We start from the raw sequence: 24,564 nt of genomic DNA, 5'->3' as shown, positions 1-24,564 counted from the left end.
GATGAGCGCCACCTATCGCGCGCCGCTGCGCGACATGCTGTTCGTGATCGGCGAATGGCTCGATGCGCCGGCGCTGTGGCGCCGCGTGCCGGACTGGGCCGATCTCGACGTAAGCGTCGCCGAGCAGGTGCTCGACGAAGCCGCGCGTTTCGTCGCCGAGCGGATCGCGCCGCTCGATGCGAGCGGCGACGTCGAAGGCTGCCGTTTCGACGGCGCCGACGTGACGATGCCGGCCGGCTTTCGCGACGCGTATCGCGACTACGTCGCGGCCGGCTGGCCGACGCTCGCGCTCGATCCGGCGTGCGGCGGCCAGGGGCTGCCGCATCTGCTCGACGTCGCGCTGCAGGAAATGCTCGCGGGCGCGAACCACGCGTGGCTGATGTCGCCGGGGCTCACGCACGGCGCGGTGGCCTGCGTGAGCGCGCACGGCTGCGCGCGCGTGAAGCGCGACATCCTGCCGAAGATCGCCAGCGGCGCATGGCTGACGACGATGTGCATCACCGAGCCTCAGGCGGGCAGCGATCTCGGGCTGCTGCGCACGCGCGCGGCGCCGGACCCGACCGGCGACGGCTACCGCATCAGCGGCAGCAAGCTGTTCATCACCGGCGGCGACCACGATCTGACCGAGAACATCGTGCATCTGGTGCTCGCGCGGCTGCCCGATGCGCCGGCCGGCACGAAGGGGCTGTCGCTGTTCGTCGTGCCGAAGTGGCTCGACGCGGCGGGCGGGCGCGTGCGCAACGGCATCTGGTGCGACGGCATCGAGCACAAGATGGGGCTGAAGGCGAGCCCGACCTGCACGATGCGCTTCGACGCGGCGCTCGGCTGGCTCGTCGGCGACGCGCATCGCGGGCTGGCCGCGATGTTCGTGATGATGAACGCGGCGCGCCTGCAGGTCGCGATGCAGGGCGTCGGGCACGCGCACAGCGCGTGGCAGGCTGCGTCCGCGTATGCGGGCGAACGCGTGCAGGGCCGCGCGGCGCCGATCGCGCAACACCCGGCGATCCGCCGCATCCTGCTCGATGCGCGTGCGACGGTCGAAGGTGAGCGTGCGATCGGCTACTGGATCGCGCACTGGCTCGACGTCGCCGCGCACGACCCGGACGCGTCGGCGCGAGACGCGGCGACGAAGCTCGCGTCGTTGCTCACGCCGGTCGCGAAGGCGTTCTTCACGGCGAACGGCTTCGCGACCGCGTCGAATGCGCTGCAGGTGTTCGGCGGCTACGGCTACGTGCACGAATACGGGATCGAGCAGACGCTGCGCGATTGCCGCGTGTCGATGCTGTATGAGGGCACCAACGAGATTCAGGCGATCGATCTGCTGGTGCGCAAGGTGCTCGGCGATCGCGGCGACGCGCTCGGCGCGCTGCTGGCGCGAATTCGCGCGGAAGCGGCCGCATGCAGCGACGCGCCTGCGGACCCGCTCACGCGCGCCGCTGGAACGCGGGTGGCCGCGTTGTGCGCGGAGGTCGAGCGCGTGAGCGCGGCGCTGCTCGACGCGAGCGACGGCGATCCCGAGCTGCCGTACCGCGTCGCGGACGACTATCTCGCGCTGCTCGGCTGGCTGCTGCTCGCGTTCGCGTGGGCGCGCACGCTGCGCATCGTCGGTGTGGGGGCGGCGGACGATCCGTTTCGTGCGGACAAGCGCGAGGTCGGTGGGTACTTCTTCGACTATCCGCTCGCGGCATTCACGCACCGGCTCGCGTTGGTCGATGCCGGCTTGCGCGCGGGGCTGCCGCGTGTGGCGGCTATGGCGGGGTAGGGGCTCGTTGCGTTGCCGTGTGCCCAAGGTGAGCGAGGCGGCGGCGGGGACGGGGTGCCTGTGGGTCGGTGCGCGGGGGATTCGTGGGTGAGCTTCGGGGCCATCCGCACGGCGCACGCAGCGGCATGGTGCAGTCGCCGTTGTCGTTGCCGTCGCGTTCGGACGTCCCGGGTGGAGCGTCTGAATCTGGCGCGCTGCTTCACCTGTCACGGACTGTTGCCCGCTGGCCGCAGCCATGCGCAGGCGGCCCGCGCGCGCGACGTGCCGCATCCGCCACCGCAGGTCATGCATCGGCCACGCGTCCGAGCGGCAATGCCCTTTCGCGCGCGTTGCGCGTCGCCTCCGCGGCGCGGCCGAGCTTCGCGCGCAGGTCGCCGCGTACCGTCGGCAGCCAGTGATAGCGTGCGAGCGCCGGGTCGTCGCGCAGCGCATCGACGAGCCGCGCATCCTCGGACCGTCACGCCGCCCCGGTGAGGTAAGATGGCCCGCGATTCTCCTACCGACACGTTCATGAGTTCGACACCCGTCAAACCGGCCGGCGCGAAGCGCACGGCCCGCGCCACCGAAGCCAGGCCGCGCATGCGTGCGCAGCAGCGGCTCACCTATCTGATCGGCAATCTCGACCGGCTGCTGCGCCGCCAGATGAGCGATGCACTCGCGCCGCTCGGCGTGACGCTCGCGCAGTACACGGCGTTGTCGGTGCTGGAGGTGCGCGGCGCGCTGTCCAATGCGCAGCTCGCGGTGCGCTCGTTCATCACGCCGCAATCCGCGAACGAGGTGATGGTCGCGATGGCCGCGCGCGGCTTCGTGACGCGCGAGGCCGATCCGAGCCATGGTCGCGTGATCCTGCTGCGCCTCACCGACGCCGGCTCGGCGATCCTGCGCGAATGCGAACAGGTGCTGCGGCCGCTCGAACGCCGGATGCTCGGCGACGACGTGAGCAGCGACGACGTCGCGCAGGTGCAGCGCACGCTCGAACTGTTCGTGCGTAATTTGCGCGACTGAGTATCGCGGCGGCTACGGCGGCCGTGGCCGCCGTAGCCGTTGCCGCGTCGTGGCGCTTGTTCTTACCGCTACCGCTATCGCCTCCGCCTCCGCTTCCCTCGCGCTCGCCCTCGCCCTCGCCCTCGCCCTCGCGTTACCCCTGCCCCTCGCAGTTTCCCGTCCCTCAACCCCACCGCTGCCCACATCGCACCGCAACACGATGCAACGCGGCTTTGATTCCCGCTGCGTTGCGGGTTAACACCGCGCTCGCTGCACTTGAAATATCAGGTTACCTGTTATTAAATCATCGCGTCCCCGACGGGATTTTATTTCGGGCTGTTAATCAGGCTACCTGATAAATTAGCGCGGCCCGACCACCATAACAAGCAAGGACGCCGCGGCTGCCTTCCGGCATGCCGCGCGGTTTGGAGACGACATGGACACTTCCGTTGCCGCAAGGCCGGCCGTCGCGACGACGCTCGGCCTGTGTTTCGCGATCGCGTTGCTCGAAGGGCTCGACCTGCAGTCGGTCGGCGTCGCCGCGCCGCGCATGGCCCACGAATTCGGGTTGTCGGTTTCGCAGATGGGGCTCGCGTTCAGCGCGGGCACGTTCGGCCTGCTGCCGGGCGCGATGCTCGGCGGCTGGCTCGCCGACCGCATCGGCCGCAAGCAGGTGCTGATCGCGTCCGTGTGCCTGTTCGGGCTGCTGTCGATCGCGACCGCGCAGGTGTCGGGCTTTGCGATGCTGGTCGCGGTGCGTGCGCTCACGGGCCTCGGCCTCGGCGGCGCGATGCCGAACCTGATCGCTTTGTCGTCCGAATCGGTCGAGCCGCGCTCGCGCAGCAGCGCGGTCGCCGTGATGTACTGCGGGATTCCGTTCGGCGGCGTGATCGCGTCGCTGATCGGCGTGCTGCTCGCCGGCGACGCCGAATGGCGGCACATCTTCTACGTCGGCGGCGTCGGGCCGCTGCTGCTCGCGCCGGTGCTGATCGCGCTGCTGCCGGAATCGCGCGCGTTCCTCGACGTCAGCGCCTCGGGCGCCGCGCGTCCGACGGTCGGGCACACGCTGTTCGGCGGCGCGCGCACCGGCACGACGCTCGCGCTGTGGCTCAGCTACTTCTGCACGCTGATCGTGCTGTATTTCCTGCTGAACTGGCTGCCGTCGCTGATGGCCGCGAAGGGCCTCGCGCGCAGTCAGGCCGGCATCGTGCAGATCTTCTTCAACATCGGCAGCGGCCTCGGCGTGCTCGGCATCGGCATGTCGATGGATCGGCTGCGCCCGTCGCGCGTGGTCGGCGGCATGTATGCGGGAATCGTGCTGTCGCTCGCGGCGCTGGCGATCGCGCCGGGGCTGCTGTGGCTGTCCGTGGCCGCGTTCGCGGCCGGGATGTTCGTCGTCGGCGGCCAGTCGGTGCTCTATGCGCTCGCCGCGATCTACTACCCGACCGCGATGCGCGGCACCGGCGTCGGTTCCGCGGTGGCCGTCGGCCGGCTCGGTTCGGTCGTCGGGCCGCTCGCCGCCGCCCAGCTGCTCGCGATGGGCCGCAGCGCGTCGGTCGTGATCGGCGCGAGCATCCCGGTCACGCTGGTGGCCGCCATCGCCGCGCTGGTGCTGATCCGGCGCCCGGCCGCGCAGGACTGAGGCTTTCCACTTTCAACCACGAGCGCCGTCAGAGCGCGAATTCGACGCAGGTATGGAGACAATCGACATGAAGCACACCAAAGCCTTGCTGGCGGCCGGCGCATGCGCGCTCGCCGCGTCCGGCGCCCACGCGCAGTCGAGCGTGACGCTGTACGGAATCATCGATACGGGCGTCGAGTTCGTGTCGCACGCGAACGCGGCCGGCGATCACGTCGTGCGCATGCCCGGCGTGACCGGCGAACTGCCGTCGCGCTGGGGGCTGCGCGGCACGGAGGATCTCGGCGGCGGCTATCAGGCGGTGTTCACGCTGGAAAGCGGCTTCAACGTGCGCGGCGGCGATCTCGGCCAGGGCGGCCGGCTGTTCGGGCGCCAGGCGTTCGTCGGGCTGAAGAGCGGCTTCGGCACGCTGGCCTTCGGCCGTCAGTACACGATGACCTATCTCGCGCTGCAGGGCGCCGACATCATCGGCCCCGACATCTACGGGCTCGGCTCGTTCGACGCCTACGTGCCGAACGGCCGCGCGGACAACGCCGTGACCTACGTCGGCACGTATCGCGGCGTGACGCTCGGCGCCGCCTACTCGTTCGGGCGCGACGGCGCCGGCACCGGCAACTCGCCGGGGCAGGGCACGTGCGCGGGACAGGTGCCGGGCGACGCCGTCCAGTGCCGCAACTGGTCGGTGATGCTCAAGTACGACAGCGCGTATTTCGGCGCGGCGGCGTCGTACGAGGAGCAGCGCGGCGGCACGGGCGCGGCCGCGAACTTCTTCGACGGCGTCGCGCCGGTGCCGTTCACGAGCAGCGGCGGCAAGGATGCGCGCACGCACGTGAGCGCCTATGCGCAGGCGGCCGGCGCGCGGCTCGGCGCGGGCTGGATCGGGCGGCGCGTGTCGACCGGTTCGCCGGCGGCGCCGGGTGCGCATTCGGACCTGTTCTTCGTCGGCGCGTCGTATGCGGTGAAGCCGGCGTTCATCGTCGACGGCGAGGGCTACCGGATCGTCAACAGCGCGCACGACACGCGCGCGACGATGGCCACGCTGCGCGCGACCTATCTGCTGAGCAAGCGCACGGCCGTCTATGCGCAATCGTCGTATCTGTGGAACAGCGCGCATGCGCGCTACGCGGTCAGCGGCGGCGGCGCCGGCACGACGCCCGGCGCGGGGATGGGGCAGCTCGGCGCGATGGTCGGCGTGCGCCACATGTTCTGATCAGCGATCCTGACGAATGGGAGCCATCTTGAACAGCAAATCTGCACTGTTGTGCATTGCGCCGCTGTCCGCAGCGGCCCTGCTCGCCGGCTGCGGCGGCGACGATTCCGTCAACGCCGCGCCGGCGCACCTGAGCGCCGCGACGCCGGCCGCGATGACGCAGACCTGCGACGCGCTCGCCGCGAAGCTGTCGTATGCGAACACGTCGTTCACGTCGGTGACGACCGCGGCCGCCGGCGCGCTCGCCGTGGCCGGCAAGCCGATCGCCGAGCATTGCGTGATCGAAGGGAAGATGAACGAGCGCGTGAGCGCGGTGGACGGCAAAACCTATGCGATCGGCTTCGAGATGCGCTTGCCGAAGGCGTGGAACGGTCGCTTCTTCTACCAGGCGAACGGCGGGCTCGACGGCAACGTCGTGACCGCGACGGGCGAGGTGGGCGGCGGCGGGCCGCTGACCAATGCGCTGAACCAGGGCTTCGCGGTGATCAGCTCCGATTCGGGGCACAGCGCCGCGCAGAACCCGCTGTTCGGGCTCGATCCGCAGGCGCGGCTCGACTACGGCTACGGCGCGGTCGACGCGCTCACGCCGATGGCCAAGCAGGTGATCCGGCTCGCGTACGGCAAGGCGCCCGATCGCAGCTATTTCGGCGGCTGCTCGAACGGCGGGCGGCACGCGATGGTCACCGCCGTGCGCAACGCAGGCGACTACGACGGGATCATCGCCGGCGATCCGGGCTTCCATCTGCCGAAGGCGGCGATCGGCGAGATGTACGGCGCGCAGCAGTTCGCGCAGATCGCGTCGGCGACCGGCACGAATGGCTTGCCCGATATCCGCAGCGGCTTCACCGACGCGGAGCGCCGGCTCGTCGGCCAGAAGATTCTCGACAAGTGCGACGCGCTCGATGGCGCGGCCGACGGGATGGTGCAGGACGTCGCCGCGTGCCAGGCGCATTTCAGCATCGACACGGACGTCCCGACCTGCGCGAACGACACGCGCACCGGCGCGTGCCTGACGAGCGCGCAGAAGCGCGCGATCGGGAACGTGTTCGCGGGCGCGCGAAACAGCGCGGGCGCGGCGCTCTACGCGAGCTTCCCGTACGATCCGGGCATCGCGGGCGGCGGATGGGCCGCGTGGAAGCAGTCGAATTCGGTGGTGCTCGACCCGGCCGCGATGGCGTTCACGTTCATGACGCCGCCGCAGACCGCCGCGACGCTCGCGAATCTCGCCGGCTTCGCGCTCGGCTTCGACATGGACCGCGACGCGCCGGCGATTTTCGCGTCGAACGGCGTGTACACGCAGTCGTCGTGGGCCTTCATGACGCCGCCCGACGAGACGAACCTGGCGGCGCTGAAGTCGCGCGGCGCGAAGCTGCTCGTCTATCACGGCACCGGCGACCCGGTGTTCTCGTTCAACGACACGAGCGACTGGTATGCGCGGCTCGCGCAGGCGAACGGCGGCGACGCGTCGGGCTTCGCGCGCTTCTATCCGGTGCCGGGGATGAATCACTGCTCGGGCGGGCCGGCCGCCGACCAGTTCGACATGCTGACGCCGCTCGTCGCGTGGGTCGAGCAGGGACAGGCGCCGGCCGCGATCGTCGCGACTGCGCGCGACGCGAGCAATGTGCTGCCGAATGCGGAGGTGCCGACGTCGTGGGGCGCGGGCCGCACGCGTCCGTTGTGTCCGTATCCGCAGGTCGCGCGCTACAACGGCTCGGGCGACGTGAATTCGGCGGCGAGCTTCAGTTGTCGTTGACGCAGCGGTGAGCGGCGATGCGGCGCTCGGGTCGATGGGCGCGAGCATCGCCGCGGTTGCTTGTGGGTGCGCGCTGGCGACGGCGGCGGCTCCGCGCCTGCGTATGTGCGCGGCAGTTGCGGCCGGTGGCCGTGTCCCGGGATACTATGGCGCCTTTCCGTCGGCGCGACGCGTCGCGACCGACACGCCACGTATCTTTCCGTTGATTCGCGCATGCAAACCGTAGCGGTACTCGACTTCGAAACAACCGGGCTTTCCCCGAACCTGGGCGACAGGGCGACCGAGATCGCCGTGATCCTGCTGCGCGACGGCGAGATCGTCGACCGCTATCAGAGCCTGATGAACGCGGGACGCCGCATTCCGTCCGACGTCGTCGCGCTCACCGGGATCACCAACGAGATGATCGCCACGGCGCCGCCGGTGTCGAAGGTGATGAAGGAAGCCGCCGCGTTCGTCGGCAGCCATCCGGTCGTCGCGCACAACGCGGGGTTCGACAAGCGATTCTGGCAGGCCGAACTCGGCTCGCTCGGCGTCGCGGCCGATCATCCGTTCGCGTGCACGATGCTGGTGGCGCGGCGCCTCTACCCGCATGCGCGCAGCCACCGGCTGTCGAGCCTCGCCGACCTGCTGCGCTTGCCGCAGGCCGGCCGCGCGCACCGCGCGATGGTCGACGCGGAGATCGCGAGCCATCTGTGGTGCCGGATGCAGCGCGACATCGGCGAGACTTACGGGCTGCGGCACGTCGATCACGGGCTCATGTCGCGGCTGCAGACGACGAGCAAGGCGAAGGTCGCGACGTTCTTCGGTTCGTTGTCGGCGGCGGGGCGGTGATTCTGCTTGCGGGTGGGGGGAGCGCGGTGGAGTGGGTCCGCTCACGTTGGCTCGCCAGCGCCGCCAGCCGAACGTTCATGCGCATTCTCGCGCGCATTCTCGTGCGTCACGTCCATCGCGCTACTGAGCGCATGACTTCGTCGATCTCACCGAACGCCGCACGCGCGTTTCGCGACGTGCGGCCGCTTCGACGCGGCCGGCACCTTCCCGCGACGTCGAGCGCGCGTCACCGCATCACACGAGTTCGCCCAGGCACGCGTCGAACTGCGCGACCAGCTTGTCGACGTCGTCGGCAGTCGTCTGCGGGCACACCAGCATCATGTTGTGGAACGGCGTGATCAGCACGCCGCGGTTCAGCAGGTACAGATGGACGATGTGCTCGAGTTCGCTGTCGAGCTGTTCGCCCGCCAGCGTGCCGTTGCGCGGCGGCACCGGCGTGAACTGGAATTCGGTGCGCGCGCCGATGCGCGTCACGCACCACGGCAGCCCGTGCTTCGCGATGGTCTGCTCGAGCCCGGTCGCGAGTCGCGCGGCCAGTTCGAACATGTGCGCGTACGCGGCTTCGGTCGCGACCTCCGCGAGCGTCGCGCGCATCGCGTGCATCGCGAGCATGTTGGCGGTGAGCGTCGTGCCGATCCCCGAATGGCCGGGCGGCGCGTTCAGCTTCGCCTGCTTCGCGCGCTCCGCGAATTCGGCGCTGAAGCCGTACACCGCGCACGGCACGCCGCCGGCGATCGGCTTGCCGACCACCAGCGCGTCGGGTTCGAGCCCGTGCGCGGCCGCGTAGCCGCCCGGCCCGCTGCTGATCGTGTGCGTCTCGTCGATCACGAGCAGCGTGCCGTAACGGCGCGTCAGGGCGCGCGCGGCGTCCCAGAAGCCCGGTTCCGGCAACACCATCCCGATGTTCGTCATCGCCGGTTCGGCGAGCACGCAGGCGACGTCGCCGTCCTTCAGCGCGGCTTCGAGCGCGTGCAGATCGTTGAACTCGACCACGCGCGTGTTCGCGAGCAGGTCGTAGGACTGCCCGAGCAGGCTGTCGCGCTGCACCGGGCGCCCGTCGACGAGGTCGACGAACACGTCGTCGACCGTGCCGTGATAGCAGCCGTTGAACACGATGATCGTGTTGCGGCCGGTGGCGGCGCGCGCCCAGCGCAGCACGAAGCGGTTCGCGTCGCTCGCGCTCAGCGCGAACTGCCAGACCGGCAGCCGGAAGCGGCGCGCGAGTTCGCGCGACACCCACGCGGCGTCTTCGCTCGGCAGCATCGTCGTGTAGCCGCGCGTCGCCTGTTCGGCGAGCGCCCGCGCGACGGGTTCGGGCGCATGGCCGAACATCGCGCCGGTGTCGCCGAGGCAAAAGTCTGCGTAGCGATGCCCGTCGACGTCGGTGAAGGTCGCGCCGCGCGCTTCCTTCACGACCAGCGAGAACGGTGTCGACCAGTCCTGCATCCAGTGCAACGGCACGCCGAACAGCAGATGCTCGGACGCTTCCGCGGACAGCGCGCGGGAAACCGGCATGGCTTCGGTGAATGTATGGCGCTCGCGATCGAACAGTGCGCGGGCGCGGGTCAGGTCGACTCCGTGGCGGGAAGGCAAAGGCAGCTCCTGGTGGTGAAGGTGGAGCAACGATAGCGCGCCGGGCGGGGCGTTGAACAGAGGCGGAATCACGGAGGCAGGTAGGCGATTCGAAGGGCGCTGCGCGTAGGTGTTGCAGAGTTATGGCCGATTGGCGACACGGCGAGATGTCGGCCGTACGCGAAGCCGTTGGCGCGGTGAAGGTGTTCATACGTGGCGCTCGAGTCTTTCGCACGCCGGAAGGTGCCCGAGAACCGTCCCGATTCATCGAACGCGATGGGGGCGCAGGCAGCAATTTGTGCGCATAAACATACGACGACATATCTCACAGACGCTCACGGATCTCACGTGAGTGCACGCACACATCCGAATTTGTGCAGCGAGAATCGAGGGTAAACGACAAATACATGCCCGACCACGAACGCGCCTAGACTTGCCCATATGATACGACGACGTACGAATATGGTCGCGTCGCACACGACCCGATACCCCCTTCCGGAGAAATGCCCATGGCCGCAAGCCGTCGCCGTTCGTCTTTGCCCGCCCGTTCGCCTTCTTCGAAGCGGCTGACGCGCCGCGACTTCATCGGCTGGACCGGCGCGCTCGCCGGCGGGGCAGTGTTCGGCGGTCCACTCGCGGCCACCCGTGCGTTCGCCCACGTCGCCGCAGCCGATGTTGCGCCCGACGCGATCTGGGGCGAGCACGGCGCGGCCGCGCGTATCGCCGCATCGCTCGCGCATGTGTCGCGGCGCGCGTTCCGCCACCGCGAATTCGACGTGACGCACTATGGCGCGCGCTCGTGCGCGACCGTCGCGCAGACGTCGCCGTACCCGTCGGCCAAATCGCCGGTGAGCCCCGGCGCCGAACTGACGACCGCGCCGGGCGCGTTCGACTCGCGCCCGGCATTTCTCGCGGCGATCGACGCATGCGCGCGTGAAGGCGGTGGCCGTGTGATCGTGCCGGCCGGCAACTGGTACTGCGCGGGGCCGATCGTGCTGCAGAGCAACGTGAATTTCCATCTGAGCGTGAACTGCACGATCTACTTCAGTCCGAACCCGGCCGATTACGCGAAGGACGGCCCGGTCGACTGCGGCGCGAACGGCCGGCTGTACTACAGCCGTTGGCAGGCGAACGACTGTCTGAACTACGGCGCGCCCGTCTACGCGCGCAATGCGACCAACATCGCGCTGACCGGCGAAGGCGCGACGTCGGTGCTGAACGGGCAGGCGATGACGCCCTTCGCGGGTAGCGGAGCCGGCAGCGTCTGCTGGTGGACCTACAAGGGCTCGTCGGGCGCGTATGGCGGGAACGCGTCCGTGCCGAGCCAGGCGTTCGCGAATCCGAACAACGTGGATCTGCGGCTCGTCGCACCGGCGATTCCGGACGCGCTCTACGCGCTGCTCACCTCGCCGGTCACGCCGTGGCAGCAGGACCAGAACTACCTGCCCGCACTGTCCGAAGCCGGCGTGCCGGTCGAGCGGCGCATCTTCGGGCTCGGCCACTATCTGCGGCCGTGCATGGTCGAATTCATCGGCTGCACGAACGTGTTGATGGAGAACTACCAGACGCAGAACACGCCGTTCTGGCAGCATCATCCGACCGCGAGCCGCAACGTCGTGATCCGCGGCGTGACGACCAACAGCATCGGTCCGAACAACGACGGCTTCGATCCCGACGCGTGCACCGACGTGCTGTGCGAGCGCTGCACGTTCAACACCGGCGACGATTGCATCGCGATCAAGTCGGGCAAGGATCGGGACACCGAATACGGGCCCGCGAAGCGACACCTGATTCGCGACTGCACGATGAACAGCGGCCACGGCGGGATTACGCTCGGCAGCGAAATGGGCGGCGGCGTCGAGCAGATCTATGCGACCAACCTGTCGATGCTGAACGCGAACTGGCAGACCAATCCGCTGAACATCGCGATTCGCGTGAAGACCAACATGAACCGCGGCGGTTACGTGAAGGACTTCCACGTGAAAGGCGTCGTGCTGCCGAACGGCGTGAACCTGAAGGGCGGCGGCTACGGCAGCGCGCTGCTCGCCGGCAGCCCGATCAACGCGAGCGTCGCGCTCGGCGTCGTCACGGCGGCGGCCGGCAATCCGTCGGCCGCACAGGGCGGCATCGTCACGTTCGACTGCGACTATCAGCCGGCCAACGACGCGGTGCGCACGCGGCCGCCCGTCGTGCAGAACGTGACGATCTCCGACGTGAAGGCGAGCAACGTGACGTTGAACGGCGTGAGCGCGTCGTGCTTCCAGGCGATCGTCGCGCAGGGGCCCGTCGCGTTCGACTACAACGGCGCGCCGCCGACGCCGGCCGTGCAGCCGATCTCCGGCGTGACGATCAGCAACTGCGACTTCGGCACGCCGGTCGCGTCGGGAGCGGCGACGGTCACGTCGCCCGGTCCGATCTACGCGTTCAACGTGAGCGCGATGACGCTCGCGAACGTGACGATCGCGGGGCAGGTCGTCGACACGTCGATCACGGATCGGCGCTGATACGTTCGATGAGCGGTGCTCGCGCGCACTGCATTGCGCCGTCGGCCAGTGCGCGCGCGATCGCATCACGCGAGAATCTTGACCATATGGTGTTCGTCGTAGAAGCGGCCGTCGACGCACAGCGAGCGCGGTTCCGTGCCGAACCGCACGAATCCCAGCGACTCGTACAACCGCTGCGCACCGCCGTTGATCTCGTTGACGCACAGCATCAGCTGCGCGCATTGCCACGCCTGCGACGCATGCGCGGACGCGCTGTCGAGCAGCGTTTGCGCGACGCTGCGCCCGCGATAGGCGGCATCGACGAACACGCCCCAGATCGTCGCCTTGTGCGCGACCTTCGCGCGTGCATCGCGGTACACGCCGGTGGTGCCGATGAGCGACTCGCCGTCGAATGCGCCGAACACCGCGCGCTCATGCGTGGGTGCGATGCGCGCTGCGAATGCTTCGAGCGGCACCACGACTTCTTCGGCGTGGGTAGGCAGGAACGAAGTTGGCGACGTGTCGATCGCGCGAAGGCGGACGGATTTGAATTGCGCCGCGTCGGCGGCGTCGAGCAGGCGGATCGTGATCATCGGTCGGGGTCGTCGCTGGTTTGCGGAACGGGTAGCTGCGGCGCGCGACGCGCAGCAGCGCATTGCGATGCCAAGGCCGGCTGACACAGGTCATCGACGAAGCGTGAGCAGATGACGGCAGTAGCCGGCGAGAGCAATGCAGCAAGAACGTCGAGATGACGCTCGAAACGAATGCATAGTCTACCGAAACTGCCGGCAAAGCAGGCATGCGTGCGTTCGGCGACCCGGCGGTGCCGTTCAGGTCGCTCCTTGCTTTCCGCGGCTCGTCCTTTCCAGGCGCGAGACGAGCCGCATTTCCGCGCCGCGTCGGGTCACGTCGGCAGCGGGCAAAGTGAACCGAGCAGCCTGTTCAATCCACCTTCGGAAGAACGAAACCGGCTGAAACAGCGCTCGCCCGACACCAGCCAATGCGCGCTCTTACACGTTCCGCACGAACCACGTCCGCTTCGCCGCGCCCAGCAGCGCGCGATACGCGAGCCACGACACCACGAAGGTCGCCGGCGCCGATAGCGACGCGGCGAATCCCGACGCCTGGTTCAGCGCGAGTCCGGCGAACGCGCCCGCGAACCACGCAATCAGGCCGCCCGGATTGAAGGTCGGCACGTGCGCGTCGCGGCATTCGATGTCGTCGCCCACGAGTTGTCCGTAACGGTCCGAGAGAATGTGCGCGAGCGCGACCGCGACCCACGCGACGACGAAGATGCCCTGATACGCGAGCGCCTGCAGAATCCGGGAAAAGACGTCGGCCATCATCAAGCCGTACACCACCGCGCCCACCACGACCGCCCACACGAACTTCGGTGCGCGCAGCCCGGCCACTTTCTGAAAGAACGCCTGCATGTTGACCGTCGCGAGATAGTAGTTCGCGGTGTTGATGCGCGACTGCGTGACCCACACGAACAGCAGCCCCCACACGCCCATCAGCTTCAGCAGCGCGAGCACGACCGATACTTCGGACAGCGTGCCGAGCCCCGGCGTCGTGCTGACGACGTAGATGCCCACCGCGCCGTTCAACAGGAACGTCACGAGATAGAACGGCATGCCGAAGTTGAAGCGGCCGTGATAGCTGGCGTCCTCCTTGCGGCCGAAGCGCGCGTAGTCGAACGTGAACATCATCAGCACCCACACGCCCATGTAGTAGACGAAGCACTGCCACCAGCCGCCGGCCGGCGCGCCGCCTGCCGGTCCGAAATCGAGCCAGGCGGCGTTGTAGCCGTACTCCGCCGTCGTGAGTCCGACCGCGGCACACAGGCCGATCAGGTAAAACGGCAGCAGCGCGCCGTTGAACTTGTCGAGCCAATGCTGCACGCTGCCGAACACGAGCGGCACGCTGTAGCACACCACGATCAGCGCGACCCACTTGTAGTCGAGCGCGGGGAACTGGTGATGCGCGGCGACCGCGATCACCGAACCCTCGAACACCGCGTAGTAGATTGCCGTCGCGAAGAAGATCAGGGTGGCGAGCGCCGCGCCGGCGCTGCCGAACAGCACGCGTGAGAACAGCGCGACCGACAGGCCCGTGCGAATCGCGTAGCGGCTGATGATCGAATTGACCACGCCGTACGACACGACCGACAGCGCCATGCCGATCAGTGCGTTGCGGGCGCCGTAGCTGAGCGCGAGCGTCGCGCCGACGACGATGTAGAACACCGCGCTGCACACGGCCCACCACGCCATCGTCAGCGAGAAGGGCGGCATGCGCGCGTGATCGGGAATGGCGAGCGTCGACAGGTCGAGATCCTCGTCGGCGTCGGCATGAGCCAGGTTGGCCATGGTGGTGCTCCTCGATGAGCAAAGCTGCGAACGACGTCCTGGCCGCGGCAACTGCTTCCGCAGGGTTGCCCCGACGTCGGATGGGCAACCGGTCCGGCTGAAACGGCGCGCACGCATCCGCCGCGCGGCACGCGGTCGCGCGGGAATGAATGCGGAGCGAGAAAAGGTGCCGGCGGCGCCGGGCCGCGCGGCGTCTAGCCCTGAAGCGCGGCGCGCAGCAACGCCAGGCGCTGGCGGTACGCGCGGCGTGCCGCGAGCGCGTCGGCCATCGTCACGGGCACGAAGCGCGCGCGATGGTTCGGCTGCATCTGTCCGATCAGGTCCATGTCGGCGCTGATGACCGTGCCGATGGTCGCGTAGCCGCCGGCGGAGACCGCATCGCGATGCAGGATGATCGGCTCGAGCCCGGCCGGCACCTGGATCGAGCCGACCGGATAGCACGCGTCGACGATGTTCGACGGATCCGCGCCCGCGCCGAACGGTTGTTCGCGCGGCCGAAACTGCAGCGGCCGCCCGTTCTTGTAGCGGTAGCCGATGCGGTCCGCCTCGGGCGCGACGGTCCACTCGTCGTCGAAGAACGTCTGCGCCGACGCGTCGGTCAGCCGGTGGTGGTACAGGCCCGTCAGCACGCGCAGCGCGACCTGGCTGTCGAGCGGCCGGCGCATCGATGCCGGCAGTTCGCGCCCTTCGCGCGGCGCGCCGTGCACGGCGCCGACCGGCAGCCGATCGCCTTTCTGCAGGCGCCGGCCCGCAAGGCCGCCGATCGCGCCGAGCGTATAGGTCGAACGGCTGCCGAGTACGACCGGCACGTCGATGCCGCCCGCGACGGCCAGATACGCACGCGCACCGGCCTTCACGTACTGGAACGACAGCACGCTGCCCGCGCGAATCCGGAGCGCGACGTCGCAGCTTTGCGCGATGCCGTCGATCTTCGGCGTCATCTCGGCGCCGGTGACGGCGATGAGCGCGTCCATATGGAACAGCAGTTCGGGGCCGAGCAGCGTGCATTCGAGCACGGCCACCTCTTCGGGATTGCCGACCAGCAGGTTCGCCGCGCGCGACGCGTACTGGTCGAGCGAGCCCGACGGCGGAATGCCGACGTGATAGCAGCCTTGCCGGCCCATATCCTGGACGGAGGTGGCGAGGCCCGGTTTCAGAACCTCGATCAGATCGTGCGGATCAGTCGGCATGCAGCACCTCGACGAGAGAACGGTTATACGCATCGGGACCGCGCCGGAACGCGTCGAGCGAGAACTTCACGGGGCGCACCCGCAGCGAGAAGGTTCCGGCGTCGACGGCCGCCACTGCTGCGTCGTACGCAGCGCGATCGATCGGCTGGAACTTCACGATGTCGCCGGGCCGGAAGAACACCATGAAGTCGTGCAGATAGTCGAGCCGCTGCGCGGGATCGAAGATCGGCGCCGGCGTCACGCCGAACATCTGGTAGCCGCCCGCGCCGCGCACCGAGTAGATGCAGCCGAAGCAGCCGCCGTGGCCGACCGTGAGCTTCGGCGTGTCGGTGCGCGGCCGCAGGTACTTCGGCACTTCGAGCTGGCGCGCGCGTTCGACCATCTGATACATGAACGGCAGCCCCGCGACGAAGCCGACCATCGACACGAACCACGGCGAACCGGAGTGCGCGGCAATGAATTCGTCGACGTCGCGCTTGCCGTTGATGCGCGCGGCGTACTCGAGATCGGTCGACGTCGGATCCTGATGACGCTCGCGAAACCGCATCATCGTCTCGTGCGTCCACGGGTCGTTGTAGAGCACGGGCACCTCGACGATCCGCGTGTCGAGTTCGAGCGGCGCATCGCCTGCTTCCGTCTCGATCGTCTGGAGCAGCGCGACGAGTGCGTCGGGCTCGATCACGTCGGGGTCGTAGCGCACCTGGTAGGACGCGTTCGCCGGACAGATTTCAGTGATGCCTGGCACCGCGCGGCGCTGCAGTTCGCGCGTGATCGCCGTGCCCTTGAAGAAGGCGTCGAGCGACATCGATTCGCTGATCTCGACGAACACGAACTCGTCGCCGCCGAAGGTATAACGGGCCGTCACTGAGCCTCCCCGACGCGCGCGGCGTCTGCTTCCGTATCCGCGTGTTGCCGGGCGCGGGCCGTCACGGCCTCGCGCCATTGCGGCATCCACGCTTCGAGAAAATTGGTGTGGTAGCGGCCGGCCCGCACGTCGTCGTCCGCGAGCAGCGCGAGGTGCAACGGTGCGGTGGTCTTCACGCCGCCGACGTGCAGCTCGCCCAGCGCGCGCGCGAGGCGTTGCAGCGCGGCCGCGCGGCTCTCGTCGTGCACGATCAGCTTGGCGAGCAGGGAGTCGTAGAACGGCGGCACGACGTAGCCCGGATAGAGCAGCGAGTCGATGCGTGTGCCGGCGCCGGTCGGCCACACGAGCGTATCGATGCGTCCAGGGTTCGGACGGAAATCCTGCAACGGATCTTCCGCGTTGATCCGGCATTCGATCGCCGCGCCGCGCATCGCGATGTCTTGCTGCGCGAAACGCAGCGGCTCGCCGTCGGCGATGCGCAGCGTCTCGCGCACGAGATCGATGCCCGTGATCGCCTCGGTCACCGGATGCTCGACCTGGATGCGGGTATTCATCTCGATGAAGTAGAACTCGCCGCGGGCGTCGTCGTACAGATATTCGAGCGTGCCCGCGCTGCGGTAGCCGACTTCTCGCGCGAGACGCGTCGCCGACTCGCACAGCGCGTCGCGCTGCGCCGGCGTAAGCGAAGGCGACGGCGCCTCCTCGAGAATCTTCTGGCGTCGCCGTTGCAGCGAACATTCGCGCTCGAACAGGTGCACGACGTTGCGGCCGTCGCCCAGCACCTGCACCTCGATGTGCCGTGCGCGTGCGATGAAGCGTTCGAGATAGACGCCGCCGTTGCCGAACGCGGCCTGCGCCTCGCGCTGCGCGAGCGGCAGCTCGGCCTCCAGTTGCGCGGCGTCGTGCGAAACGCGGATGCCGCGCCCGCCGCCGCCCGCGGCCGCCTTGATCATCAGCGGATAGCCGATACGCGCAGCGACTGCCTGCGCTTCTTCGAGCGAGTGCACGACGCCGTCGCTGCCGGGCACGGTCGGCACGCTGGCGCGCTGCGCGGTTTCGCGTGCGCGGGCCTTGTCGCCCATCGTCGCGATCACGTGCGCGTCGGGGCCGACGAAGATCAGGCCGGCCGCCTCGACCTGCGCGGCGAAGGCCGCGTTTTCGGACAGAAAGCCGTAGCCGGGATGAATGGCGTCCGCGCCGCACCGGCGCGCGGCATCGAGGATGGCCGCGGGATTCAGATAGCTTTTCGCCGCATGCGACGGGCCGATGTGGATCGCTTCGTCGGCCATGCGCGCGGCGAGGCTGTCGCGGTCGGCGTCGCTGACCACGGCGATCGCGCGCATGCCGAGCTCGTGTGCGGCGCGGATGATGCGCACCGCGATCTCGCCGCGGTTCGCGACCAGCACGGTCCGGATCCGCGACGGGCGATAGAACGTGCCGGAGGAAGTTGCGAGGCTCATCGCGTCACGCCTCGATCCGCATCAGCACCTGGCCTGCGTCCACCGGCTCGCCGTCTTCGACGAGCAGCTCGGCAACACGCCCCGACACGTCGGCTTCGATCTCGGTGAACTGCTTCATCACTTCGACGAGGCCGACGACCGCACCCGCCATCACGGGCGCGTCAACTGCGACGTAGTAGTCCGCGTCGGGCGACGGACGGCGGTAAAAGGTGCCCGGCAGCGGGCTGACGATATCGTGCAATGCCATCATGCGTCTCCTTGAATCAGTGATGTGCGGCGAGCGGTAGCGGGGCGGCGGTGCGAATGCCTTCGCGAACCAGCGCGTCGCGCGTTCTGCGCACGAGTTCGAGCGCGCCCGGCGTGTCGCTATGGATGCAGACGGAGTCGAAATCGATGTCGATGTCGTCTCCTTCGATCGTATGCACCTTGCCGTCGATGCAGGCGCGCAGCACCTTGTCGGCGACCTGGCCGGGATCCAGGCGTCCGACGCGGCGCGTGAACACGATCGAGCCGCTGCGGTCGTAGTCGCGATCGGCGTAGAATTCGCGCACCACCGGCTGGCCGTATTCGGCGGCGACGCGGTACGTCGCCGATGCTTCCATGCAGTACAGCCACAGGCCGGGATCGACGCGCTGCAGCGTTTCGATCAGCAGCCGCGAGAACGCCTCGTCGGCCGCCGCGTGCATGTAAAGCGCGCCGTGCGGCTTCAGATGCTGAAGGCGCACGCCGTGGAGCCGCGCGAACTCGCGCAGCGCGCCGAGCTGGTAGACGATGTCGTTGACGAGCGCCTGCGGCGTTTCGGCGATCGCGCGGCGGCCGAAGCCGACCAGATCGCGAAAGCCCGGATGCGCGCCGATGCCGACGCCGGCGGCGCGCGCCAGCTGCACCGTGCGCGCCATGATGTTCGGGTCGCCGGCGTGAAAGCCGGTGGCGATGTTGGCCGAGCTGATCAGCGGCATGATCTGTTCGTCGACGCCGTCGCCGATCGTCCACGGGCCGAAGCCTTCGCCCATGTCCGAATTCAGGTCGACGCTTTGCTTGCTCATGCTTGGGGATCCTCCAGGTTCTCGGTCGATGCGCGCTGCTGCGCGAGCCGAAGCAGTGTCGAAAGGAGGTTAGCCGCGCACGGGACGTCAAAATAGTTCTATTTTTGTATGCGGCGTATCGATTTTTTCGATATCGACGAGAACGGGCGCGAGGCCGGCCCCGGCTGGACTTCGGGGCCTTCATGGATCCCCGCCGGTGGCGGTCGCGCGATCGATATGATATTTATTGCGCACCGCTCCGCTTCCCGTCGGCCATGGCCCTGACCCTCAGACAGCTCAAATACTTCGTCGCCACGGCCGAGCTTGGCCAGATCTCGCAGGCCGCGATCCAGCTCACGATCTCGCAGTCGGCCGTGACGAGCGCGATCAAGGAGCTGGAGGAAAGCCTCGGCACGCAACTGTTTCTGCGCACGTCCGCGGGCGTGACGCTCACCGACACCGGCTGGCGCTTTCTCAATCACGCGTATGCCATCCTGTCGTCGGTCGACGAGGCGATGCGGGTTCCGAACCTCGCAAGCACGGTGACGGGCACGCTCGCGATCGCCGCGAGCTACACCGTGCTCGGCTATTTTCTGCCGCAACATGTGCTGCGCCTGAGCACACTTTATCCGCGGCTGACGATCAACCTGCACGAACTGAACCGCGAGTCGATCGAAGAGGGGCTGATCGCGGGCCGCTACGACATGGCCGTGCTGCTGACGTCGAACGTGTCGAACCCCGAACTCGTGCTGGAGCCCGTGATCCATTCGGTGCGTCGGTTGTGGGTCAGCGCGCATCATCCGCTGCTCAAGCGCGAGAGCGTCACGTTCGCGGAGGTGGCGAACGAACCGTTCGTGATGTTGACGGTGGACGAGGCCGGCCAGACCGCGCTGCGCTACTGGAGCGAGACGCCGTATCGGCCCAACGTGATCCTGCGCACGTCGTCCGTGGAGGCCGTGCGCAGCATGGTCGCGAACGGCAGCGGCGTCGCGATTCTGTCCGACATGGTGTATCGGCCGTGGTCGCTCGAGGGGCGGCGCATCGAGACGATCGTGTTACGCGACCCGGTGCCGCCGATGAGCGTCGGCCTTGCGTGGCGCAAGAACATCGAGCTGAGCCCCGCGATGCACGCGCTGCGCGACTATTTCGTCAGACCAGCGGAAATCGGTGGGCCGCCCAAGCGGAAGTAGTAGGTGGGGCTGATTGCGCGAAGCCTGAATCCGTTTTGCCGTGCTGGCTGGATAGGGCATCCCATCCGTCTGACGAGCCATGCCGGCGACGCCTGGAGCCGTAAACGCAACCAGACAGTGCGCCCGAGCCGTTCGGGCGCGCGCCGCCCGCTCAATAGCGCGACAACTGATTGCCGTTGATCTGCACGCGATCGCCCGGACGCAGATCGCCGGGCGACTGCACGTCGAACGAGCGCATCGAGCCGTCGCTGACCTGCACGTCGATCCGGTAGCTGCTCGGCGGCTGCGCGGCGCCCATCTGCTGGCCGATCTGGTTGCCGGCGACGGCGCCGCCGAGCGCGCCGATCACGGTGGCCGCCTCGCGGCCGTGGCCGCGGCCGAACTGGTTGCCGAGCACGCCGCCGACCAGCGCGCCGACGACGGTGCCGGCCACACCCGACGTGCCGACCGATCCGTTGACCGGCTGGATGTTCGAGACGGTGCCGTATTGCGTGCCGTAGCCGTTGCCGTACTGGCCGCCGTACGGCTGCTGATTGCCGTATTGATCGTACTGCGGCGCCTGAGCCGGATAAGCCGGCTGCTGCGGCTGCACGTAGCCCGGTTGCGCATAGGCGGGCTGCGCGTAGCCCGGCGTCGCGTACGGCTGCTGTTGATAGGGTTGGGCGCCGTAGGGGCCGTAGCCCGGTGCGACGCACGCGGTCAGCGGGAGCGCCGCCACGGCGACGAGCGAGGCGAACAGAACGGTCTTCGTGGAAGGCATGCGCATCATGATGTTTCCTGCATCGGCTACGTGTTCGCCGACGAATGCCGGAACGGGTGGCGAACTCGGCGTGAGTATAAGGAAAGGGCCGATGCGCGTCCGGTGCGGCCGGGTAACAACGTGTAAAGTCTGTTGCGGCGGAAATCGGCGGCGCGCGGCCGCTCCGCCCCTTCCATCGCTCACCGCTTCGCAATCCCCCGATCTGCCCCGCCATACTCACGTAGCGCGTATCGCAGCCGGCGCGGTGGCCAATGCGTCCCGTGTCGACGTCGGGTACGAATCGCCGTGACCCATGTGCGGCTCGCACGGCGAGTGACCCGGCTTTTCGAGCGCGGCGACGATGCGCTCGCTTGCATGCCCGTCGCCGTACGGGTTCACCGCGTGTGCCATCTGCTCGTACTCGTGGCGATCGTTGAGCAGCGCTTCGACCTGCGCGACGATCCGGCCGCGGTCGGTGCCGACCAGACGTGCGGTACCGGCTTCCAATGCCTCGGGCCGCTCGGTCGTATCGCGCGTGACCAGCACCGGCACGCCGAGCGCCGGCGCCTCCTCCTGAATTCCGCCCGAATCGGTAATGATCAGATGTGCCTTCGACATCAGATACACGAACGGCAAATACTCTTGCGGACCGGTGAGCGTGACGTTGCGGAGGTCGCCAAGAATTGCTTTCACCGGTCCCGTCACGTTCGGATTCAGATGCATCGGATAGACCAGCTCGATGTCGTCGTGGCGGGTCGCGAGCTCACGGAGCGCATGGCACACATGTTCGAGCGGCTCGCCGAAACTTTCGCGGCGATGACCGGTGACGAGGATCAGCCGCCGTGCCGGATCCAGAAACGGAAATCCTGCGGCGATGCGCTCCGAGAGCCACGGGTCAGCGGCCAGCTTCTCGCGCGTCTGCAGCAGCGCGTCGATCACGGTGTTACCCGTCAGAACCACCTGTTCCGGCGTCATGCCTTCGCTGTACAGGTTCTGCGCCGCGCGCTTCGAAGGCGCGAAGTGCCACGAAGACACGGCGTCCGTCACACGCCGGTTCAGTTCCTCCGGCCACGGCGACCAGATATTGCCGGTACGAAGCCCGGCCTCGACGTGTCCGATCGGGATGTGCCGATAGAAGGCGGCCAGGCTCGCCGCCAAGGTGGTGGTCGTATCGCCGTGAACCAGCACGATGTCGGGCCGGGCCGCATCGAACACCGGGCCGATGCCGTTCAGGATGTTCGCGGTCAGCTCGGACAGCGACTGGTTTTGACGCATCAGATCCAGATCGAAGTCGGGAACGATGTCGAACAGCGACAGCACCTGGTCGAGCATCTGCCGATGCTGGGCGGTGACACATACGGTGACGTCGAATTCAGGGTGCCGCTTCAGCGCGCGCACGAGCGGCGCCATCTTGATCGCTTCGGGACGTGTGCCGAACACGGTCAAAACTCGTTGCATATCGATTTTCTCTATTTGATTTCCGGTCTTCTCGTCGGTCCGCGACACGCCTAGAACCACAACGTTGCGCGAACGACCAACCCTTTGGCGCGGTCCGCGTCGGTCAACCGCACGCGATACTGGACGTCGAGGTCGATCCAGCTCGCCGGCGCCCGATACGCGCTTTCGCGGAACCAGTAGCGCATGCCGATGCCGGGGCCGATGCCGAGTGCGAGCTTGTGCAAGGCGCGGGTGTCGTAGTCGCCGGCGATCGCCGCATGCGGGAACATCACCAGATGGCTGCTGATCGAATCGATCCGCCATGAATGGCCGTAGCGCAGCTCGACCGGTTGAACGAGCCGTTGCTGTCTCACGAAGTACGCGCTCTCCGTGTAGAACTGCCATGTCGTCCAGTCGGGTTTGACGGGATGCAGATCGATGCCGTCGTCGATCGAGTAACCGACGCGGAACAGCCAGTCGTCATACGCGTAACGTCCGCCCGTCATCAGTTTCTCGGCGGTGAACACCAGGTTTTGCGACGAAAGCGGCTTGTAGCGGGCGCCGACCGACCACTGCAAGGTCGGCAACCCGGTGATGCCGCCGCTGCGGTCGTACAGCGTCGAGTACTGGCGCGCGAACACCTGGAAAATGCGCCCGTTGTCGTAGCCGATCTTCGGCGGCTGCCAGTAGACCTCGGTGCCGCCCTGCAGAATCCCGATGGTTTCCTGAGGCCTGAACCCGCCGGATTGATACGCGACGTTGACGATCGCGCCGACGCGCCGCTCCGCGTCGTCGACCGCGCGTCGGTATGCGTAAGCCTGTTCGGCGTCGTATTGCGGCGCCTGCGCGTTCGCGTCGATGCTGTCGTGAAAGAACCGATCGGCAAGTTCGTTCTCGCCCAGGCCGCGCGCCGTGTACGCGGCGTCCGCATATTCGAGCGCGGACTCGTGCTGTCGGGTGAAGCCCGCCGCAAAATAGCGGAGCGCGTCCTTCTCGTACGCCGGGTAGTCGCGGCCCACGCGCCGGGCCGTGTAGGCCGCATCGAGGTATTGATGCGCGGCGCCGGGTTGCACGGCGAAGCTCGCATCGAAGAATCGAAGCGACAGCTTGTCGTAGGCCGGGTCGCGCTCGCCGAGACGGCGCGCCGTATAGGCGGCGTCGAGGTACTGCTGCGCGGTGCCGGGTTGCAGCGCGAAGCTCGCCTCGAAGTACCGGACCGCCAGCTCGTCGTAGGCCGGGTCGTTCTGGCCGAGACGGCGTGCCGTGTACGCCGCATCGACGTATTGCAGCGCCGTGCCCGGCTGCAGCGCGAAGCTGGCGTCGAAGTAGCGGAGCGCGAGTTTGTCGTAGGCCGGATCGTTCTCGCCAAGACGACGTGCGGTGTACGCCGCATCGACGTATTGCAGCGCCGTGCCCGGCTGCAGCGCGAAGCTGGCGTCGAAGTAGCGGAGCGCGAGTTTGTCGTAGGCCGGGTCGTTCTTGCCGAGCCGGCGCGCCGTGTACGCGGCGTCGACGTACTGCAACGCGGTGCCGGGCTGCAGCGCGAAGCTCGCTTCGAAGAACCGCATCGCTTGCCGGTCGTAAGCGGGATCGCTGTCGCCCAGGCGGCGCGCGATATAGGCGGCATCGATGTATTCGAGCGCCGTGCCTGCGTGCCTGGCGAAGCTCGCCTCGAACAGCTGGAGTGCCTGCCGGTCGTAGGCCGGATCGTTCTTGCCGAGACGGCACGCCGTGTACGCGGCATCGACATATTGCCGCGCGGTACCCGGCTGCTGCGCGAAGCTCGATTCGAACAGCCGAAGCGCCTGCTTGTCGTAGGCCGGGTCGTTCTGCCCGAGACGGTGCGCCGTATAGGCGGCATCGACATACTGACGCGGGGTCGCCCGACGGCGAGCGAAGCTCGTCTCGAACAATTGCAGCGCGCCCTTGTCGTCCCCGGCGCGAATGTGCGCATAGCAGCTCTCGAGCAGCCGGTCGGGCTGGCCTTGCGCGCATGCGCTGCCGGCCGCGATACCGAGTGCGATCGCGATGCAGGTCGGTCGTGCATGGACTTTCATG

At 68.1% G+C, this 24,564-nt stretch carries 19 protein-coding genes and 1 pseudogene; 8 read left to right on the top strand and 12 right to left on the bottom strand.

The genetic code is table 11. From position 1 onward, the window contains the following. The first annotated feature begins 1 nt into the window (after position 1). Positions 2-1,762: an acyl-CoA dehydrogenase family protein gene (locus AK36_RS09350; RefSeq protein WP_045578341.1), complete on the top strand. Its 1,761-nt coding sequence runs from the start codon at positions 2-4 to the stop codon at positions 1,760-1,762. Positions 1,763-2,045: 283 nt separating this feature from the next. On the opposite strand, the pseudogene AK36_RS34245 reads toward AK36_RS09350, so the two are convergent. Next, positions 2,046-2,201 (bottom strand): annotated as a pseudogene (locus tag AK36_RS34245) (RNA polymerase subunit sigma-24); the annotation flags it as partial. A 71-nt stretch (positions 2,202-2,272) separates the two neighbouring features. Between AK36_RS34245 and AK36_RS09345 the strand changes: the two are divergent. The 5 genes from AK36_RS09345 (at position 2,273) to AK36_RS09325 (ending at position 8,179) form a co-directional block, all read left to right on the top strand. After that, on the top strand, positions 2,273-2,767 hold the full coding sequence (locus AK36_RS09345) for a MarR family winged helix-turn-helix transcriptional regulator (RefSeq protein ID WP_011881187.1): 495 nt from the start codon (positions 2,273-2,275) through the stop codon (positions 2,765-2,767). Positions 2,768-3,182: 415 nt separating this feature from the next. Beyond that, the gene (mhpT, locus tag AK36_RS09340; protein WP_011881188.1) at positions 3,183-4,388 is read left to right on the top strand and encodes a 3-(3-hydroxy-phenyl)propionate transporter MhpT; all 1,206 of its coding nucleotides are present in this window, start codon (positions 3,183-3,185) and stop codon (positions 4,386-4,388) included. A 67-nt stretch (positions 4,389-4,455) separates the two neighbouring features. Further along, on the top strand, positions 4,456-5,595 hold the full coding sequence (locus AK36_RS09335) for a porin (RefSeq protein ID WP_011881189.1): 1,140 nt from the start codon (positions 4,456-4,458) through the stop codon (positions 5,593-5,595). A 28-nt stretch (positions 5,596-5,623) separates the two neighbouring features. Further along, positions 5,624-7,348 (top strand): tannase/feruloyl esterase family alpha/beta hydrolase, encoded by a 1,725-nt coding sequence (locus AK36_RS09330; RefSeq protein ID WP_105856880.1) that lies wholly within the window; start codon positions 5,624-5,626, stop codon positions 7,346-7,348. Positions 7,349-7,561: 213 nt separating this feature from the next. Then, a complete protein-coding gene (locus AK36_RS09325) occupies positions 7,562-8,179 on the top strand; it encodes a 3'-5' exonuclease (RefSeq protein WP_011881191.1) in 618 nt (205 codons plus the stop codon). Positions 8,180-8,413: 234 nt separating this feature from the next. On the opposite strand, the gene AK36_RS09320 is transcribed toward AK36_RS09325, so the two are convergent. Beyond that, positions 8,414-9,772: an aspartate aminotransferase family protein gene (locus tag AK36_RS09320; protein ID WP_045578339.1), complete on the bottom strand. Its 1,359-nt coding sequence runs from the start codon at positions 9,770-9,772 to the stop codon at positions 8,414-8,416. 488 nt (positions 9,773-10,260) lie between these two features. Here AK36_RS09320 and AK36_RS09315 point away from each other — a divergent pair, with 488 nt between their 5' ends. Next, the gene (locus AK36_RS09315; RefSeq protein WP_045578338.1) at positions 10,261-12,255 is read left to right on the top strand and encodes a glycoside hydrolase family 28 protein; all 1,995 of its coding nucleotides are present in this window, start codon (positions 10,261-10,263) and stop codon (positions 12,253-12,255) included. A gap of 65 nt (positions 12,256-12,320) precedes the next feature. Here AK36_RS09315 and AK36_RS09310 read toward each other — a convergent pair whose 3' ends face one another. From AK36_RS09310 to AK36_RS09280, 7 genes are all read right to left on the bottom strand, one after another. Beyond that, positions 12,321-12,827 (bottom strand): GNAT family N-acetyltransferase, encoded by a 507-nt coding sequence (locus tag AK36_RS09310; RefSeq protein ID WP_045578337.1) that lies wholly within the window; start codon positions 12,825-12,827, stop codon positions 12,321-12,323. A 417-nt stretch (positions 12,828-13,244) separates the two neighbouring features. After that, on the bottom strand, positions 13,245-14,600 hold the full coding sequence (locus AK36_RS09305) for a purine-cytosine permease family protein (RefSeq protein ID WP_011881195.1): 1,356 nt from the start codon (positions 14,598-14,600) through the stop codon (positions 13,245-13,247). A gap of 194 nt (positions 14,601-14,794) precedes the next feature. Beyond that, positions 14,795-15,790, bottom strand: a complete 996-nt coding sequence (locus AK36_RS09300) for a 5-oxoprolinase subunit C family protein (RefSeq protein WP_045578336.1) — start codon at positions 15,788-15,790, stop codon at positions 14,795-14,797. Beyond that, positions 15,780-16,655 (bottom strand): 5-oxoprolinase subunit B family protein, encoded by an 876-nt coding sequence (locus tag AK36_RS09295; RefSeq protein ID WP_045578335.1) that lies wholly within the window; start codon positions 16,653-16,655, stop codon positions 15,780-15,782. The genes AK36_RS09300 and AK36_RS09295 overlap by 11 nt, the downstream gene beginning before the upstream one ends. Continuing rightward, a complete protein-coding gene (locus tag AK36_RS09290) occupies positions 16,652-18,115 on the bottom strand; it encodes an acetyl-CoA carboxylase biotin carboxylase subunit (protein ID WP_045578334.1) in 1,464 nt (487 codons plus the stop codon). Before AK36_RS09290 ends, AK36_RS09295 begins: the two co-directional genes overlap by 4 nt. A 4-nt stretch (positions 18,116-18,119) precedes the next feature. Beyond that, positions 18,120-18,362: an acetyl-CoA carboxylase gene (locus AK36_RS09285; RefSeq protein ID WP_045578478.1), complete on the bottom strand. Its 243-nt coding sequence runs from the start codon at positions 18,360-18,362 to the stop codon at positions 18,120-18,122. Between the two features lie 16 nt (positions 18,363-18,378). After that, positions 18,379-19,161 carry a 5-oxoprolinase subunit PxpA gene (locus tag AK36_RS09280; protein ID WP_045578333.1) on the bottom strand — a complete coding sequence of 261 codons (783 nt, stop codon included), beginning with the start codon at positions 19,159-19,161 and terminating at the stop codon, positions 18,379-18,381. A 254-nt stretch (positions 19,162-19,415) separates the two neighbouring features. On the opposite strand from AK36_RS09280, the gene AK36_RS09275 reads away from it, so the two are divergent. Beyond that, complete coding sequence (locus tag AK36_RS09275; protein WP_045578332.1) at positions 19,416-20,330, top strand: LysR family transcriptional regulator; 915 nt, start codon at positions 19,416-19,418, stop codon at positions 20,328-20,330. Positions 20,331-20,481: 151 nt separating this feature from the next. Here AK36_RS09275 and AK36_RS09270 read toward each other — a convergent pair whose 3' ends face one another. The 3 genes from AK36_RS09270 to AK36_RS09260 form a co-directional block, all read right to left on the bottom strand. Beyond that, complete coding sequence (locus tag AK36_RS09270; RefSeq protein WP_011881202.1) at positions 20,482-21,099, bottom strand: outer membrane lipoprotein; 618 nt, start codon at positions 21,097-21,099, stop codon at positions 20,482-20,484. A 207-nt stretch (positions 21,100-21,306) separates the two neighbouring features. After that, complete coding sequence (gene wecB, locus AK36_RS09265; RefSeq protein WP_045578331.1) at positions 21,307-22,527, bottom strand: non-hydrolyzing UDP-N-acetylglucosamine 2-epimerase; 1,221 nt, start codon at positions 22,525-22,527, stop codon at positions 21,307-21,309. 50 nt (positions 22,528-22,577) lie between these two features. Beyond that, entirely contained in the window at positions 22,578-24,563 is a 1,986-nt protein-coding gene (locus AK36_RS09260; protein WP_045578330.1) for an NfrA family protein, read from the bottom strand. Position 24,564: the final 1 nt, after the last annotated feature.

This window comes from Burkholderia vietnamiensis LMG 10929, from assembly GCF_000959445.1.
Lineage (GTDB): Bacteria > Pseudomonadota > Gammaproteobacteria > Burkholderiales > Burkholderiaceae > Burkholderia > Burkholderia vietnamiensis.
Note: the sequence above shows the minus strand (reverse complement) of the source record. Positions and strands in the feature narration are given on the sequence as shown.